17 protein-coding genes are annotated in these 15,631 nt (G+C 61.6%); 14 read left to right on the top strand and 3 right to left on the bottom strand.

Going from position 1 to position 15,631, the window contains the following annotated elements; all coding sequences use genetic code 11:
- Positions 1 to 6: 6 nt before the first annotated feature.
- Complete coding sequence (locus tag LW136_RS17105) at positions 7 to 531, bottom strand: KdsC family phosphatase (RefSeq protein WP_045666720.1); 525 nt, start codon at positions 529 to 531, stop codon at positions 7 to 9.
- Complete coding sequence (locus LW136_RS17100; protein ID WP_023445913.1) at positions 531 to 1,505, bottom strand: KpsF/GutQ family sugar-phosphate isomerase; 975 nt, start codon at positions 1,503 to 1,505, stop codon at positions 531 to 533. The genes LW136_RS17105 and LW136_RS17100 overlap by 1 nt, the downstream gene beginning before the upstream one ends.
- A 281-nt stretch (positions 1,506 to 1,786) precedes the next feature.
- Here LW136_RS17100 and LW136_RS17095 point away from each other — a divergent pair, with 281 nt between their 5' ends.
- The 11 genes from LW136_RS17095 (at position 1,787) to hisC (ending at position 10,376) form a co-directional block, all read left to right on the top strand.
- Positions 1,787 to 2,602 (top strand): ATP-binding cassette domain-containing protein, encoded by an 816-nt coding sequence (locus LW136_RS17095; protein WP_014821380.1) that lies wholly within the window; start codon positions 1,787 to 1,789, stop codon positions 2,600 to 2,602.
- The gene (gene mlaE / locus LW136_RS17090) at positions 2,595 to 3,392 is read left to right on the top strand and encodes a lipid asymmetry maintenance ABC transporter permease subunit MlaE (protein WP_003302833.1); all 798 of its coding nucleotides are present in this window, start codon (positions 2,595 to 2,597) and stop codon (positions 3,390 to 3,392) included. Before LW136_RS17095 ends, mlaE begins: the two co-directional genes overlap by 8 nt.
- Positions 3,392 to 3,850: an outer membrane lipid asymmetry maintenance protein MlaD gene (mlaD, locus tag LW136_RS17085; protein ID WP_014821378.1), complete on the top strand. Its 459-nt coding sequence runs from the start codon at positions 3,392 to 3,394 to the stop codon at positions 3,848 to 3,850. The genes mlaE and mlaD overlap by 1 nt, the downstream gene beginning before the upstream one ends.
- Positions 3,851 to 3,861: 11 nt before the next feature.
- A complete protein-coding gene (locus tag LW136_RS17080) occupies positions 3,862 to 4,509 on the top strand; it encodes an MlaC/ttg2D family ABC transporter substrate-binding protein (protein ID WP_003302831.1) in 648 nt (215 codons plus the stop codon).
- Positions 4,502 to 4,816: an STAS domain-containing protein gene (locus LW136_RS17075; RefSeq protein ID WP_041014835.1), complete on the top strand. Its 315-nt coding sequence runs from the start codon at positions 4,502 to 4,504 to the stop codon at positions 4,814 to 4,816. The genes LW136_RS17080 and LW136_RS17075 overlap by 8 nt, the downstream gene beginning before the upstream one ends.
- Positions 4,817 to 4,829: 13 nt before the next feature.
- Positions 4,830 to 5,321: a phosphate-starvation-inducible protein PsiE gene (locus LW136_RS17070; protein ID WP_191121769.1), complete on the top strand. Its 492-nt coding sequence runs from the start codon at positions 4,830 to 4,832 to the stop codon at positions 5,319 to 5,321.
- A gap of 99 nt (positions 5,322 to 5,420) precedes the next feature.
- Positions 5,421 to 5,660 carry a BolA family protein gene (locus tag LW136_RS17065; protein WP_191121770.1) on the top strand — a complete coding sequence of 80 codons (240 nt, stop codon included), beginning with the start codon at positions 5,421 to 5,423 and terminating at the stop codon, positions 5,658 to 5,660.
- A 103-nt stretch (positions 5,661 to 5,763) separates the two neighbouring features.
- Entirely contained in the window at positions 5,764 to 7,029 is a 1,266-nt protein-coding gene (murA, locus tag LW136_RS17060) for a UDP-N-acetylglucosamine 1-carboxyvinyltransferase (RefSeq protein WP_023445909.1), read from the top strand.
- Positions 7,030 to 7,104: 75 nt separating this feature from the next.
- A complete protein-coding gene (gene hisG / locus LW136_RS17055) occupies positions 7,105 to 7,737 on the top strand; it encodes an ATP phosphoribosyltransferase (protein WP_003302822.1) in 633 nt (210 codons plus the stop codon).
- 169 nt (positions 7,738 to 7,906) lie between these two features.
- Positions 7,907 to 9,217, top strand: coding sequence for a histidinol dehydrogenase (gene hisD, locus LW136_RS17050; protein ID WP_014821374.1), 1,311 nt, complete (start codon positions 7,907 to 7,909; stop codon positions 9,215 to 9,217).
- A gap of 112 nt (positions 9,218 to 9,329) precedes the next feature.
- Positions 9,330 to 10,376 carry a histidinol-phosphate transaminase gene (hisC, locus tag LW136_RS17045; protein WP_191121771.1) on the top strand — a complete coding sequence of 349 codons (1,047 nt, stop codon included), beginning with the start codon at positions 9,330 to 9,332 and terminating at the stop codon, positions 10,374 to 10,376.
- A 105-nt stretch (positions 10,377 to 10,481) separates the two neighbouring features.
- Here the strand turns inward: hisC and algW are convergent, their stop codons facing one another.
- Entirely contained in the window at positions 10,482 to 11,636 is a 1,155-nt protein-coding gene (gene algW / locus LW136_RS17040) for a Do family serine endopeptidase AlgW (RefSeq protein WP_045666651.1), read from the bottom strand.
- Between the two features lie 161 nt (positions 11,637 to 11,797).
- Here algW and LW136_RS17035 point away from each other — a divergent pair, with 161 nt between their 5' ends.
- The 3 genes from LW136_RS17035 (at position 11,798) to cysN (ending at position 15,569) form a co-directional block, all read left to right on the top strand.
- Complete coding sequence (locus tag LW136_RS17035) at positions 11,798 to 12,556, top strand: Nif3-like dinuclear metal center hexameric protein (protein ID WP_191121772.1); 759 nt, start codon at positions 11,798 to 11,800, stop codon at positions 12,554 to 12,556.
- 185 nt (positions 12,557 to 12,741) lie between these two features.
- Positions 12,742 to 13,659 (top strand): sulfate adenylyltransferase subunit CysD, encoded by a 918-nt coding sequence (gene cysD / locus LW136_RS17030; RefSeq protein WP_014821370.1) that lies wholly within the window; start codon positions 12,742 to 12,744, stop codon positions 13,657 to 13,659.
- Between the two features lie 11 nt (positions 13,660 to 13,670).
- On the top strand, positions 13,671 to 15,569 hold the full coding sequence (cysN, locus tag LW136_RS17025; protein ID WP_234173242.1) for a sulfate adenylyltransferase subunit CysN: 1,899 nt from the start codon (positions 13,671 to 13,673) through the stop codon (positions 15,567 to 15,569).
- The last annotated feature ends 62 nt before the right edge of the window (positions 15,570 to 15,631 follow it).

Below are 15,631 nucleotides of genomic sequence, written 5' to 3'. Positions count from 1 at the left end.
AGACCCCTACAGATATGCGTTTTGCGCGGCGGCGAGGGTGCCCTGCGCGCGCATGATCAGTTCGCAGAACTCGCGTGCCGCACCCTCGCCACCGCGGGCCAGGGTAACGCCGTGGGCATGTTCACGAACGAAGGTGTCGGCGCTGGCCACGGCCATGCCGAGGCCTACGCGGCGTATCACCGGCAGATCAGGCAGGTCGTCACCGAGATAGGCTACTTCAGAGTAGCTCAGGCCAAGTTCGGTCAGCAGTTCGTCGAGCACGACCAGCTTGTCCTCGCGCCCCTGATAAAGGTGCTGGATACCGAGGTTCTGCGCTCGACGCTCTACCACGGGCGTCTTGCGCCCGCTGATGATCGCGGTGCGCACGCCGGAGTTGATCAGCATCTTGATGCCGTGGCCGTCCAGTGTGTTGAACGTCTTGAACTCGCTGCCGTCGGTCAGGAAATAAAGGCGGCCATCGGTGAGCACACCATCGACGTCGAAGATCGCCAGGCGAATGTCGCGGGCGCGTTGCAGCAGGTGTTCGTGCATTACATCACCCCCGCGCGCAGGAGGTCGTGCATGTTCAGCGCACCAATCGGCAACTCCTGGTCATCGACGACTACCAGCGAACTGATCTTGTGGTCTTCCATGATCTTCAGAGCCTCGGCGGCGAGCATCTCAGCATGGGCGGTCTTGCCGTGCACGGTCATGATCTCGTCGATGCGCGTCTGGCGAACGTCGACTCCCTTGTCCAGCGCACGGCGCAGATCGCCGTCGGTGAAGATGCCGGCGAGTCGTCCGTCCGCTTCGACGATGACGGTCATGCCCAGGCCCTTTTGCGTCATTTCCAGCAGGGCGTCGCGCAGCGATGTGCCGCGCGGAACCCTCGGCAAGCGCTCGCCGGTATGCATGACGTGCTCGACTTTCAACAGCAGGCGGCGGCCCAGCGCGCCGCCCGGGTGAGAGAAGGCGAAATCTTCAGCAGTGAACCCACGAGCCTCGAGCAGCGCGATAGCCAGGGCATCGCCGAGCACCAGGCTGGCAGTGGTGGAGGAGGTCGGCGCGAGGTTCAGCGGGCAGGCTTCGATGGCGACGCTAGCGTCCAGATTCACCGCAGCGGCCTTGGCCAGTACCGAGTTGGGGTTGCCGGTCATGCTGATCAGGGTGATGCCGAGCCGCTTGATCAGCGGTAACAGGGTGACGATCTCGCTGGTGGTGCCGGAGTTGGAAAGGGCGAGGACCACGTCGTCCTGAGTGATCATGCCCATGTCGCCATGGCTGGCCTCGGCGGGGTGCACGAAGAAGGCAGCGGTGCCGGTGCTGGCCAATGTGGCGGCGATCTTGCGGCCGACGTGCCCGGATTTGCCCATGCCAACCACGACCACTCGGCCCTTGCAGCCAAGGATCAGCTCGCAAGCCTGCACGAAATCGGCATCGATACGTGCGTTCAACTGCTCAACCGCTTCTATTTCCAGGCGGATGGTGCGTTGCGCGGTTTCGATCAATTGGCTGCTCTGGCTCATGGCTGGCGAGGTCGTCCGATTAAAAGGCGGGGATTATAGCGAGAATCCGTTGCGGACTCATGGAAAATGTCGGCCCATCACTGTGGGTCGGCACAATCAATTTGATCAGCCTGAGCTGAACCGAAGCTGAACGGGGCGTCGCTCGTCATCTGCCGAAACGCTCATCGGTTGGGCGGCCTCTGGCGCGATGCTATAGTGCGCCGCCGAAAACGGTCAGGGCAGAAAGTATCCCAGCGTCATCGGGAGCCGTCTGTTTCGCAGACTGCATGCAAGGAGACCAGATGAGCGCCTGCAATGACTTCGCCGTCGAGCTGAAGGGAGTGACCTTCAAGCGAGGCGAGCGCAGTATTTTCAACGATGTCGATATCGCCATACCGCGAGGGAAGGTTACGGCCATCATGGGGCCGTCCGGTTGTGGCAAGACGACGCTGCTGCGCCTGATCGCTGCGCAGCTGATGCCGTCGCGTGGTGAAGTCTGGGTGGCGGGCAACAATCTGCCGAGCCTCTCGCGCAGCGAGCTGTTCGACATGCGCAAGCAGATGGGTGTGCTGTTCCAGAGCGGGGCACTGTTCACCGATCTCGACGTGTTCGAGAACGTTGCGTTTCCGCTGCGGGTGCATACCAAGCTCCCAGACGAGATGATCCGCGACATCGTGCTGATGAAGCTCGAAGCGGTAGGGCTACGTGGCGCCATCGAGCTGATGCCCGACGAGCTGTCCGGTGGCATGAAGCGGCGTGTCGCGCTGGCGCGGGCGATTGCCCTGGATCCGCAGATTCTGATGTATGACGAACCCTTCGCCGGACAGGATCCGATTGCGATGGGCGTTCTCGTGCGGCTGATTCGCCTGCTCAACGACGCGCTGGGCATCACCAGTATCGTGGTCTCCCACGATCTGGCCGAAACCGCGTCCATTGCCGACTACATCTACGTGGTTGGCGATGCCCAGGTGCTTGGCCAGGGCACGCCGGCGGAGCTGATGGAGTCGAACAATCCGCGCATCAGGCAATTCATGACGGGCGCAGCCGACGGGCCGGTGCCATTCCATTTTCCTGCACCGGCCTATGCCGACGATCTACTGAGAGGCACCGATGCGTAAGCGTTCGTTGTTGGATCGGATTGCCCTGCTCGGTCGCGCCGGACTGGATGTGCTGGCAGCCCTGGGGCGCTCGACGATATTTCTCGTGCATGCGCTGTTCGGGCGAAGCGGGCTGCGTAACGGTTTTTCGCTGTTGGTCAAGCAGCTCTATTCGGTTGGTGTGCTGTCACTGGCCATTGTAGTTGTCTCCGGCATCTTCATCGGCATGGTGTTGGCGCTGCAGGGCTACAACATTCTCAGCAGCTACGGCTCCGAGCAGGCGGTTGGGCAGATGGTCGCACTGACCCTGTTGCGCGAGCTCGGTCCGGTGGTTACTGCGCTGCTGTTCGCCGGGCGTGCCGGCTCGGCTCTGGCGGCCGAGATCGGCAACATGAAGTCGACCGAGCAGCTCTCGAGCCTGGAAATGATCGGAGTCGATCCGCTCAAGTACATCATCGCGCCGCGCCTCTGGGCCGGTTTCATCTCGCTGCCGCTGCTGACGCTGATCTTCAACGTGGTCGGAATCTGGGGCGGAGCGATGGTGGCGGTGGAGTGGCTCGGTGTCTACGAAGGCTCGTTTTGGGCCAACATGCAGAACAGCGTCGACTTCAGTTCCGATGTGCTCAACGGCGTTATCAAGAGCGTCGTCTTTGCGCTGGTAGTGACCTGGATCGCCGTGTTCCAGGGCTACGATTGCGACCCGACCTCCGAAGGTATCAGCCGTGCCACCACCCGGACTGTGGTTTACGCCTCGCTGGCAGTGCTCGGCCTCGATTTCATTTTGACCGCGTTGATGTTTGGAGATTTCTGATGCGTATCCGCACACTGGAAATGGGTGTCGGGCTGTTCCTGCTTGCCGGGCTGCTGGCCTTGCTGCTGCTGTCACTGCGTGTCAGCGGGCTGAGCGTTACTGATGCCGACACTTACAAGCTGTATGCCTATTTCGACAATATTGCCGGATTGACTGTCCGATCCAAGGTGACCATGGCTGGCGTGACCATCGGCAAGGTCACCGCGATCGACCTGGATCGTGACAGCTACACCGGACGAGTCACGCTGGAAATCCAGCAGGATGTCGACATCCTGCCGGCCGACTCGACGGCTTCGATCCTTACCGCAGGGCTGCTGGGTGAGAAGTACATCGGCATCAGCGTCGGCGGTGAGGAGGAGTTGCTCGCGGATGGCGACACCATTCAGGACACCCAGTCCTCGCTGGTGCTCGAGGATCTGATCGGCAAATTCCTGCTCAACTCGGTTAACAAAGATTGAAGGAGATGCACATGATGACTGCCTTGCGCCGCGGCCTGCTGATTCTGTTGGCCGTTCTGCCCATGTTCTCCCACGCTGCGCTGACAGCCCACCAGGTCATTCAGCAGACCACCGATGAGTTGCTGGCCGATCTGAAGGCCAACAAGGAGCAGTACCGCAACGATCCGGCGGCTTTCTATGACTCGCTGAACGAGATTCTTGGCCCGGTCGTCGATGCCGAAGGCATCTCGCGCAGCATCATGACCGTCAAATATTCGCGCAACGCCTCGCCTGAGCAGATGACGCGCTTCCAGGAGAATTTCAAGCGCAGCCTGATGCAGTTCTATGGCAACGCCCTGCTGGAATACAACAACCAGCAGATCCGCGTGCTGCCGTCGAGCGGCAAGGCTGATGACAAGCGCACCAGCGTCGGCATGGAGGTGGTAGGGCGCCAGGGCGAGATCTATCCAGTGTCCTACACCATGGTCAACGCTGGCGAGTGGCGGGTGCGCAATGTGATCATCAATGGCATTAACATTGGCAAGCTGTTCCGCGATCAGTTCGCCGATTCCATGCAGCGTAACGGCGGCGATCTGGACAAGACCATCGATGGTTGGGCCGAGGTGGTGGCGCGAACCAAGGACACCGAGGCCGGTCAGCAGGCCGCAGGCGATGAGTGAGGCGCGTATCGAGCGTGGTGCCGAAGGCGAACTGCGCATGATCGGCGTGCTTGACTATAGCAGCGGGCCTGCGCTGCGCGAGGCCGGGCGAGCGCTGATCGCGGACAGCCGCTCGGCACTGATGCTGGATTGCTCGGCGATCGAGCGGTCCAGCAGTGTCGGGCTTTCTCTCCTGCTGGCGTTCATGCGCGATGCCAAGGCCGCCGGCGTCGAACTGCGCGTCACTGCGTTACCTGACGATATGGAAAAGATTGCCAAGGTGTCCGGCTTGCTGGATATCCTGCCGCTGGAAGCATCCCGGGTCTGAAAGGAATAGCCGTATGAAACTGCGCTGGGCGGAAGGGCTGCGCGATAGCGTGCATGAGCTGGCCGAATCGCTGGGCAATCTGCTGGTCGAGACGTTCCACTACCTGGCGCTGTTTGCGATCGGCGCGGTGACGGCCTGGGCGGCGGTCATGGCCTTTCTCGGCATGGTCGAGAAGGGCCATATCACGGTCGATGACATCCTGCTGCTGTTCATCTACCTAGAGCTGGGTGCGATGGTCGGGATCTATTTCAAGACCAACCACATGCCGGTGCGATTCCTGATCTACGTGGCGATTACCGCGCTGACCCGCCTGTTGATCTCCGATGTTTCCCACCACCATCGTCCTGACATGGGCGTGGTCTACGTATCCGGTGCGATCCTGCTTCTGGCGTTGGCGATTCTGGTGGTGCGCTTCGCCTCCTCACGCTTTCCCGCCGTGCAAAGCGATAGCGGTCGGCCACGCCATTCGCGTAGCCGTGACCAGGGCGCCGAGACGCTCGATTGAGACATCTCCGTTGGTTCGGCGAGGTTCGGGGTTCGCAGCCTTCGGGCTTTTTTGTATGATGATCGGCCCGTGCGCGTCCTGCGCCGATCGAGGTTGAACATGCAGGCCCAAGAAGTGAAGAATTTCCTGGAACAGAAGATTCCAGGTGCCCAGGTAGAAGTGGAAGGCGAAGGCTGCAACTTCCAGCTCAACGTGATCAGTGACGAGCTGGCCGGTCTGAGCCCGGTCAAACGCCAGCAGCAGATATACGCCCACCTCAACCCCTGGATCGCCGACGGCAGCATTCACGCCGTCACCATGAAGTTCTTCAGTCGCGTCGACTGGGCCGGGCGCGCCTGATCGCTGGCGGCCAGCACCTCCACTCATTCCAGGCAGAGCGCGTCGAATTGACTGCGCCGCCCCCTTCGGCAGTGCTTACAGCCTGCGGCTTACGGGAATACTCATGGACAAACTGATCATTACCGGCGGTATTCGCCTCGATGGCGAGATTCGCATTTCCGGTGCGAAGAACTCCGCCCTGCCGATTCTGGCCGCCACTTTGTTGGCCGACACCCCTGTCACGGTATGCAACCTGCCGCACCTGCACGACATCACCACGATGATCGAGCTGTTCGGTCGCATGGGCGTGCAGCCGGTCATCGACGAAAAGCTCAGTGTCGAAGTGGACGCCAGCAGCATCAAGACGCTGGTTGCGCCCTATGAGCTGGTGAAGACCATGCGCGCCTCGATCCTGGTGCTCGGCCCGATGGTCGCGCGTTTTGGCGAAGCCGAAGTTGCCTTGCCCGGCGGTTGCGCCATTGGCTCGCGGCCGGTCGATCTGCACATCCGTGGTCTCGAAGCCATGGGCGCGCACATTGACGTCGAAGGTGGCTACATCAAGGCCAAGGCGCCTGCCGGTGGATTGCGTGGTGCGCATTTCTTCTTCGATACGGTAAGTGTGACCGGTACCGAAAACATCATGATGGCCGCCGCGCTGGCCAACGGCCGCAGCGTGCTGGAAAACGCCGCGCGTGAGCCCGAGGTGGTTGACCTGGCCAACTTCCTCAACTCCATGGGTGCTAAGGTTTCCGGTGCCGGCACCGACACCATCACCATCGATGGGGTCAAACGTCTTGGCGGTGGTCGTTACAGCGTGATGCCCGACCGTATAGAAACCGGGACCTATCTGGTCGCGGCGGCTGCCACTGGTGGCCGTGTTCGCTTGAAGGATACCGACGCAACGCTGCTCGAAGCTGTGCTGCACAAGCTGGTTGAGGCTGGCGCGCATATCGACACCGGTAGCGACTGGATCGAGTTGGACATGAAGGGCAAGCGGCCAAAGGCAGTCAACGTGCGGACTGCGCCATACCCCGCGTTTCCGACCGACATGCAGGCGCAGTTCATTGCGCTGAACGCCATTGCCGAAGGCACCGGCACGGTGATCGAGACCGTTTTCGAGAATCGCTTCATGCACGTCTACGAGATGAACCGCATGGGCTCGCAGATTCTGGTCGAAGGCAATACCGCCATTGTCACCGGCGTCGAGCGTCTCAAAGGTGCGCCGGTCATGGCGACCGATCTGCGCGCGTCGGCAAGCCTGGTCATCGCCGGCCTGGTTGCCGAGGGCGATACGCTGATCGATCGCATCTACCACATTGATCGTGGCTACGAGTGCATCGAAGAGAAGCTGCAGCTGCTGGGCGCGAAGATTCGCCGCGTGCCGGGCTAGGTTTTCGCAAGACGGATGGCTAGCGGGCCCTTGACTAGCGAGGGCCCACCCGAGGTTCCAAAGGAAATATGCTCCATGCTTACCATCGCCCTGTCCAAAGGCCGCATCCTCGACGATACCCTGCCGCTGCTCGCCGCAGCCGGCATCGTGCCCACCGAGAACCCGGACAAGAGCCGCAAGCTGATCATCCCGACCACTCAGGATGATGTGCGTCTGCTGATCGTCCGCGCTACCGACGTGCCCACCTACGTCGAGCATGGTGCGGCCGATCTCGGCGTCGCCGGCAAGGATGTGCTGATGGAGTACGGCGGCCAGGGGCTTTACGAGCCACTCGATCTGCGCATCGCCAACTGCAAGTTGATGACCGCCGGCAAGGTCGGTGCGCCGGAGCCCAAGGGCCGCCTGCGCGTGGCGACCAAGTTCGTCAATGTCGCCAAGCGCTACTACGCCGAGCAGGGCCGCCAGGTCGACATCATCAAGCTGTACGGCTCGATGGAGCTGGCGCCGCTGGTGGGGCTGGCGGATAAGATCATCGACGTCGTCGACACCGGCAACACCCTGCGTGCCAATGGCCTGGAGCCCCAGGAACTGATCGCACACATCAGTTCGCGGCTGGTGGTGAACAAGGCTTCGATGAAGATGCAGCACGCGCGTATCCAAGCGCTGATCGATACCCTGCATACGGCGGTTCAGCAGCATCAGCATTGATGCGTTTCGCGGTCGCCACCGCGCCTGCCTATCCGTGCCATAGCTGAAATTCTCAGGTGCCCGCACGGTGGGCTTGATATTCTAGCGGCGCCTGAGAGCCCGGCCTGCGCTTCGTGCCATTGCAATGAAGCAGGCCGCTTCCGATGCCTAGCCAACCATGAGGCCCGCTATGACCGCTCCCTCCGCCATTCGTCGACTCAACGCTGCCGATGCCGACTTCGCACGTCATCTGGATCATCTGTTGAGCTGGGAAAGCGTTTCCGACGATGGCGTAAACGAGCGAGTGCTGGAGATCATCAAGGCTGTGCGCGAGCGCGGCGATGCTGCGCTGGTAGAGCTGACCCAGCGCTTCGATGGATTACAGGTCGCCTCCATGGCTGATCTGATCCTGCCGCGCGCACGTCTGGAGCAGGCCCTCGAGCGGATTACCCCAGAACAGCGCGAGGCCCTCGAAATTGCTGCCGAGCGGGTGCGCAGCTATCACGAGCGGCAGAAACAGGACTCCTGGACCTATACCGAAGCCGACGGCACGGTGCTGGGGCAGAAAGTCACCCCGCTGGACCGCGCCGGTCTCTACGTGCCGGGCGGCAAGGCATCCTATCCATCGTCGGTGCTGATGAACGCCATTCCGGCCAAGGTTGCTGGTGTGCCGGAAGTGGTCATGGTCGTGCCTACCCCGCGTGGCGAGCTCAATGAGTTGGTGCTCGCGGCGGCCTGCATTGCCGGCGTGGATCGGGTCTTTACCATCGGTGGTGCGCAGGCGGTCGCGGCGCTGGCCTACGGTACCGAGAGCGTGCCGCCGGTGGACAAGATCGTCGGCCCGGGCAACATCTATGTTGCTACTGCTAAGCGTCACGTATTCGGCAAGGTTGGTATCGACATGATTGCAGGCCCGTCGGAAATCCTGGTGGTCTGCGACGGCCAGACCGACCCGGACTGGATCGCCATGGACCTGTTCTCCCAGGCCGAGCATGACGAGGATGCCCAGTCGATTCTGGTCAGCCCGGATGCCGCTTTCCTTGATCGCGTCGCCGAAAGCATCGCCCGCCTGCTGCCGACGCTGGAGCGTGCCGATATTGCCCGTACCTCCATCGAAGGCCGTGGTGCGCTGATTCAGGTGGCCGACATGCAGGAGGCGATCGATGTCGCCAACCGTATCGCGCCTGAGCACCTGGAGCTTTCGGTCGCCGAGCCGGAGCAATGGCTGCCGCAGATTCGGCATGCCGGCGCGATCTTCATGGGGCGTTACACCGCCGAGGCGCTGGGCGATTACTGCGCTGGCCCGAACCATGTGCTGCCGACCTCGGGCACGGCGCGCTTCTCCTCGCCGCTGGGTGTGTATGACTTCCAGAAGCGCTCGTCGATCATCAATTGCTCGGCCGAGGGTGCCTCGACGTTGGGCAAGGTGGCGTCGGTGCTGGCGCGCGGCGAATCGCTGACGGCGCATGCGCGCAGCGCCGAGTACCGCATCAAGAGCTGACGCTGGGCGGCCGGCACGGACTGGCTCATGCCCGTTCGCCGTCGCCACTCGGCAACGCGTTTTGAACTATCGCCTCACGACCAACCGATCACTTTCGAGGAGAGAAGGGCAGATGAGCAAATTCTGGAGCCCCTTCGTCAAGGACCTGGTGCCCTATGTGCCGGGTGAGCAGCCCAAGCTGAGCAAGCTGGTCAAGCTCAACACCAACGAGAACCCCTATGGCCCATCGCCACGTGCGATCACCGCGATGCAGGCCGAGCTCAACGACGGTCTGCGGCTGTATCCGGACCCGAACGGCGAGCGGCTGAAGCACGCCGTGGCCGAATATTACGGTGTGTGCCCAGCTCAGGTCTTCGTCGGCAATGGCTCGGACGAAGTGCTAGCCCATGCCTTTCATGGTTTGTTCCAGCATGACCGCCCGCTGCTGTTTCCTGATATCAGCTACAGCTTCTACCCGGTGTACTGTGGGCTGTATGGCATCGCCTACGAAACCGTCGCGCTCGATGAACAGTTCCAGATCGATGTGGCCGATTACAACCGGCCGAACGGCGGCATCATCTTCCCTAACCCGAATGCGCCGACTGGCTGCCTGCTTCCACTTCAGGCGATCGAGCAGCTATTGCAGGCGAACACTGAATCCGTGGTGCTGATCGATGAGGCCTATGTGGATTTCGGCGGTGAGTCTGCCATCGCATTGGTGGACCGTTATCCGAATCTGCTGGTGACGCAGACGCTGTCCAAGTCGCGTTCGCTGGCCGGTCTTCGGGTGGGGCTGGCGGTCGGCCATCCGGATCTGATCGAGGCGCTGGAGCGGATCAAGAACAGCTTCAATTCCTACCCGCTGGACCGTATCGCCATCGCCGGCGCCGCGGCGGCGTTCGAGGATCGCGCCCATTTCCAGCAGACCTGTCAGCAGGTCATCGACAGTCGCGAGGCGGTAGTCACGGCGATGCAGGGGCTGGGGTTCGAGGTTCTGCCATCGGCGGCGAACTTCATTTTCGCACGCCATCCGCAGCGCGATGCGGCCGCGGTAGCCGCGAGCCTGCGCGAGCAGGGCGTGATCGTGCGGCATTTCAAGCAGCCACGTATCGAGCAGTTCTTGCGTATCACCATCGGTACGCCGGAGCAGAATCACGCGCTGTTGGCTGCGCTCGGCTGACGCTGAGTCTGGTTCGGGCAGGCTTACTGCATGCCCTTGCCGACCTGGCGGTGGAAGGGGCGCAGCATGTTGCGGCATTTCCCTCTTTTGGCAGGAGCGTCATCGCTATTTCGGCGCAGCGTTAACCGGTGGTCGCATGCCAACTTCGGCGGTGAGGGTCAGCGGCTTGCCATTGCGCAGGATGTCGATGTCGATGTTCTCGCCTGGGCGCGCGCGGGCGACCTGATTCATCGAGCTGCGTCCGTCGGCCGACTGCACCCCGTCGATGCTCAGGATCAGGTCGCCTGGCTGAAGCCCGGCGCGTGCCGCCGGGCCGTCGCGGTAGACACCGGCCACCACGATTCCCGGTCGTCCTTCCTGACCGAAGGACTCCGCGAGCTCCTGAGTCAGCGACTGCACCTCCACGCCCAGCCAGCCACGAATGACCTGGCCGTGCTCGATGATCGACTTCATCACTTCCAGCGCCAGCTTTACCGGTATCGCGAAGCCGATGCCCTGCGAACCGCCAGACTCGGAAATGATGGCGGTATTGATGCCGATCAGGTTGCCGCCGGCATCCACCAGCGCGCCGCCCGAGTTGCCGCGGTTGATTGCAGCGTCTGTCTGGATGAAATCCTCATAGGTATTCAGGCCCAGCTGATTGCGGCCGGTGGCGCTGATGATGCCCATGGTGACGGTCTGGCCGACGCCGAAGGGGTTGCCGATCGCCAGGGTGACGTCGCCGACGCGTATGCGATCGGAATGGCCGAGCGTGATGGCCGGTAGGTCTGCGAGGTCGATCTTCAGCACGGCAAGGTCGGTCTCCGGATCGCTGCCAATCACCCGGGCCAGCGTTTCCCGGCCATCCTTGAGGGCCACGACGATCTGCTCGGCGTTGGCGGTCACATGGTTGTTGGTGAGCAAGTATCCTTCGGAGCTCATGATTACCGCAGAACCGAGGCTCGACTCCATGCGCCGTTGCCTCGGCAGGTTGTCACTGAAGAAGCGTTGAAACAGCGGGTCCTTGGACAGCGGTTGCTGCTCGGTCTTCTCGATGACCTTGGTGGTGTAGAGGTTGGCAACTGCTGGCGCAGCGGCCGCCACCGCGTTGGCGTACGAATAAGGGCCCTGCTGCGGTGCGCTGGCAACCAGCGGTGCCTGCTGTAGCCCGATGTCGTGCTCCTTTATACCCACCAGCTGCGGATAGCGCTGGATGATCAGCAGTGCTACGAGCAGGCCGACCAGCAACGGCCAGCCGAGAAAACGTAGGGCATTGAACATCGCGCAGGGGTCCGGACAGAGTTGCGGGCGCGTGGAGCGCCCCTTAAGGTGGCGGCATTATACGAAGCTCTAACTGAAATGCAGCTTCATGTGTGCATGATTTGCCGCGGCGGTTCGACGAGAAATCTATCGAGCCGTGTCTCATCTACCAAGAGGTTGCCATGACTGTTGCGCTCACTGCCCTGGTTCAGGAAGCAGACCGGTATCTGGATGCCGCGAGGATTGCCGATTACTGCCCCAATGGTCTGCAGGTCGAAGGGCGTCCTCAGGTGGCGCGGATCGTCAGCGGTGTGACGGCCAGCCAGGCATTACTGGATGCGGCAGTCGAGGCGGGCGCCGATGTGGTCCTGGTCCACCATGGGTATTTCTGGAAAAACGAAGATGCCCGCGTCGTCGGCATGAAGCAGCGCCGCCTGAAAACCTTGCTGAGCAACGATATCAGCCTGCTGGCGTACCACCTGCCACTCGATGTCCACCCCGAGGTTGGCAACAACGCCCGATTGGGCGTACTGCTCGGTCTTCGCTCCGACGGTCCGCTGGAGCCGGGCAATCCGCGCTCGGTGGGGCTGGTGGGCTCCCTTGAGAAACCGCTGGCGCCGGCTGAGTTCATGCGTCGGATCCATGACGTGCTTGGTCGGGAGCCGCTGATGGTCGCCGGCGACCGCCCGATTCGACGTGTCGCCTGGTGTACCGGTGGTGCCCAAGGCTATATCGATCAGGCTGTGGCGGCCGGAGTAGACGCCTATATCACCGGTGAAATCTCCGAACCCACGGCACATATCGCTCGTGAAAATGGCCTGAGCTTCTTCGCTGCCGGCCATCACGCGACAGAGCGCTATGGGGTCCGCGCGCTGGGTGAGTACCTAGCAAGACGCTTCGGCATCGAGCACCAATTCATTGATTGCCCAAACCCCGCGTAAAGCTTGTTCTACAAGCGCAGTGAGTCGTGGAGCCCTCATCTCACGGTCCCGTGGCACGGCGGAGAGTCGATATAAATCTATAGCTTTTAGGTCTAAAAGGCGGCCTGATTAGAATTGAAGGTCGTGTTAGAGTTGCGACCATTCCACGGCCGGCCGGCCGTCCATCTGCCAAATCGTGAGTAGCCATGGTCGACAAACTGACGCATCTGAAACAGCTGGAGGCGGAAAGCATCCATATCATTCGTGAGGTCGCTGCAGAGTTCGGCAACCCGGTGATGCTGTATTCCATCGGCAAAGATTCGGCCGTAATGCTGCACCTGGCGCGCAAGGCCTTCTTCCCTGGCAAGCTGCCGTTCCCGGTGCTGCATGTCGACACCCGCTGGAAGTTCCAGGAGATGTACAGCTTCCGCACCAAGATGGTCGAGGAGATGGGCCTTGAGCTGATCACCCACATCAACCCCGAGGGTGTGGCGCAGGACATGAATCCCTTCACGTATGGCAGTGCCAAGCACACCGACGTCATGAAGACCGAAGGACTCAAGCAGGCGCTGGACAAGTACGGCTTCGACGCTGCCTTCGGTGGTGCCCGTCGCGACGAGGAAAAATCCCGCGCCAAGGAGCGTGTCTACTCCTTCCGTGACAGCAAGCACCGCTGGGATCCGAAGAACCAGCGCCCTGAGCTGTGGAATCTCTACAACGGCAAGGTCAAGAAGGGCGAGTCGATCCGCGTGTTCCCGCTCTCCAACTGGACTGAATTGGACATCTGGCAATACATCTACCTTGAGCAGATCCCGATCGTGCCGCTGTACTTCGCTGCCGAGCGGGAAGTCATCGAGAAGAACGGCACGCTGATCATGATCGACGATGAGCGGATTCTCGAGCACCTCACCGATGAGGAAAAAGGGCGCATCGAAAAACGCATGGTCCGCTTCCGCACCCTCGGCTGCTACCCGCTCACCGGTGCGGTCGAGTCGACCGCGACCAGCCTGCCGGAAATCATCCAGGAGATGCTCCTGACCCGCACTTCCGAGCGCCAGGGGCGCGTCATCGACCATGACGCCACCGGCTCGATGGAAGAAAAGAAACGCCAGGGTTATTTCTAAGGAAGCGCATCATGAGTCATCAATCCGAACTGATCAGCGAGGACATCCTCGCCTACCTGGCGCAACACGAGCGCAAGGAACTCCTGCGTTTCCTGACCTGCGGCAACGTCGATGACGGCAAGAGCACGCTGATCGGCCGTCTGCTGCATGATTCGAAGATGATCTACGAGGACCATCTCGAAGCGATCACCCGCGACTCCAAGAAGGTCGGTACCACCGGCGAAGACGTCGATCTGGCGCTTCTGGTTGACGGTCTGCAGGCCGAGCGCGAGCAAGGCATCACCATCGACGTTGCCTACCGTTATTTCAGTACCGCCAAGCGCAAGTTCATCATTGCCGATACTCCTGGCCATGAGCAGTACACGCGCAACATGGCGACCGGTGCGTCGACCTGCGACCTGGCGATCATTCTGGTCGATGCCCGCTACGGCGTGCAGACCCAGACCAAGCGTCACAGCTTCATTACCTCGTTGTTGGGCATCAAGCATATCGTCGTCGCCATCAACAAGATGGACCTGATGAACTTCGATCAGGACGTGTTCGAGAAGATCAAGGCCGACTACCTGGCATTCGCCGATCGCATCGAGCTCAAGCCATCGTCCCTGCACTTCGTGCCGATGTCGGCGCTGAAGGGCGACAATGTGGTCAATCGCAGCGAGCGTGCGCCTTGGTACGAGGGGCAGTCGCTGATGGAGATTCTGGAGAGTGTCGAGATCGCCGGTGACCGTAACTTCGATGACCTGCGCTTCCCGGTGCAGTACGTCAACCGCCCGAATCTGAACTTCCGTGGCTTCGCCGGCACCCTGGCCAGCGGTATCGTGCGCAAGGGTGACGAAATTGCTGTGCTACCGTCCGGCAAGACCAGCCGGGTGAAGTCCATCGTCACCTTCGATGGCGAGCTCGAGCAGGCGACGCCGGGTGAAGCCGTCACCCTGACGCTGGAAGACGAAATCGATGTCTCGCGCGGCGACATGCTGGTACATGCGGACAGTCGCCCACGTATCGCCGACAGCTTCGAGGCCATGCTGGTGTGGATGGGCGAAGAGCCGATGCTGCCGGGCAAAAAGTACGACATCAAGCGTGCCACCAGCTACGTGCCGGGCTCGATTGCCAGCATCGCCCACAAGATTGATGTGAACACCTTGGAGCAGGGTGCCGCGAGCAGCCTGCAGCTCAACGAGATCGGCAAGGTCAAAATCAGCCTGGATGCGCCTATCGCGCTCGATGGTTACGCGCAGAACCGCACGACCGGCGCTTTCATCGTCATTGATCGTCTCACCAATGGCACCGTCGGCGCCGGCATGATCATCGCCGAACCGGTTGCCCATGGATCGGGCGGTCATCACGGTGCGCTGGCGCACGTGTCTACCGAGGAACGCGCCACTCGCTTCGGCCAACAACCGGCGACCGTGCTGTTTACCGGCCTTTCCGGCGCCGGCAAGAGCACGCTGGCTTATGCGGTGGAGCGCAAGCTGTTCGATATGGGCCGCGCGGTTTACGTGCTCGATGGCCAGAACCTGCGCCACGACCTCAACAAAGGCCTACCGCAGGATCGCGCCGGCCGTACCGAGAACTGGCGCCGCGCCGCCCACGTCGCACGTCAATTCAACGAAGCGGGCCTGATCACCCTGGCCGCATTCGTAGCCCCTGATGCCGAAGGGCGCGAACAGGCCAAGGCACTGATCGGCGCTGAGCGCCTGATCACCGTCTACGTCCAGGCATCCCCGCAAGCCTGCCGCCAGCGCGATCCGCAGGGGTTGTATGCGGCGGGCGGGGATAACATTCCGGGAGAGTCTTTCCCGTACGATGTGCCGCTGGGAGCGGATATCATCGTGGATAGCGAGATGTCGAGCCTTGAAGAGGGGGTTAGGCAGGTGATCCAGCTGCTGCGTGAGCGTGGGTTGATCTGAAGTGGCGAGTTTCAATCTGCCAGCGGATTGAAACCTGCTGGGACTTTCTTAACCGCAAAGCT

The sequence above is a fragment of the Stutzerimonas kunmingensis genome (genome assembly GCF_021432085.1).
GTDB lineage: Bacteria > Pseudomonadota > Gammaproteobacteria > Pseudomonadales > Pseudomonadaceae > Stutzerimonas.
The sequence above is the reverse complement of the archived record's forward strand: the minus strand, read 5'-3'. Positions and strand labels throughout refer to the sequence as shown.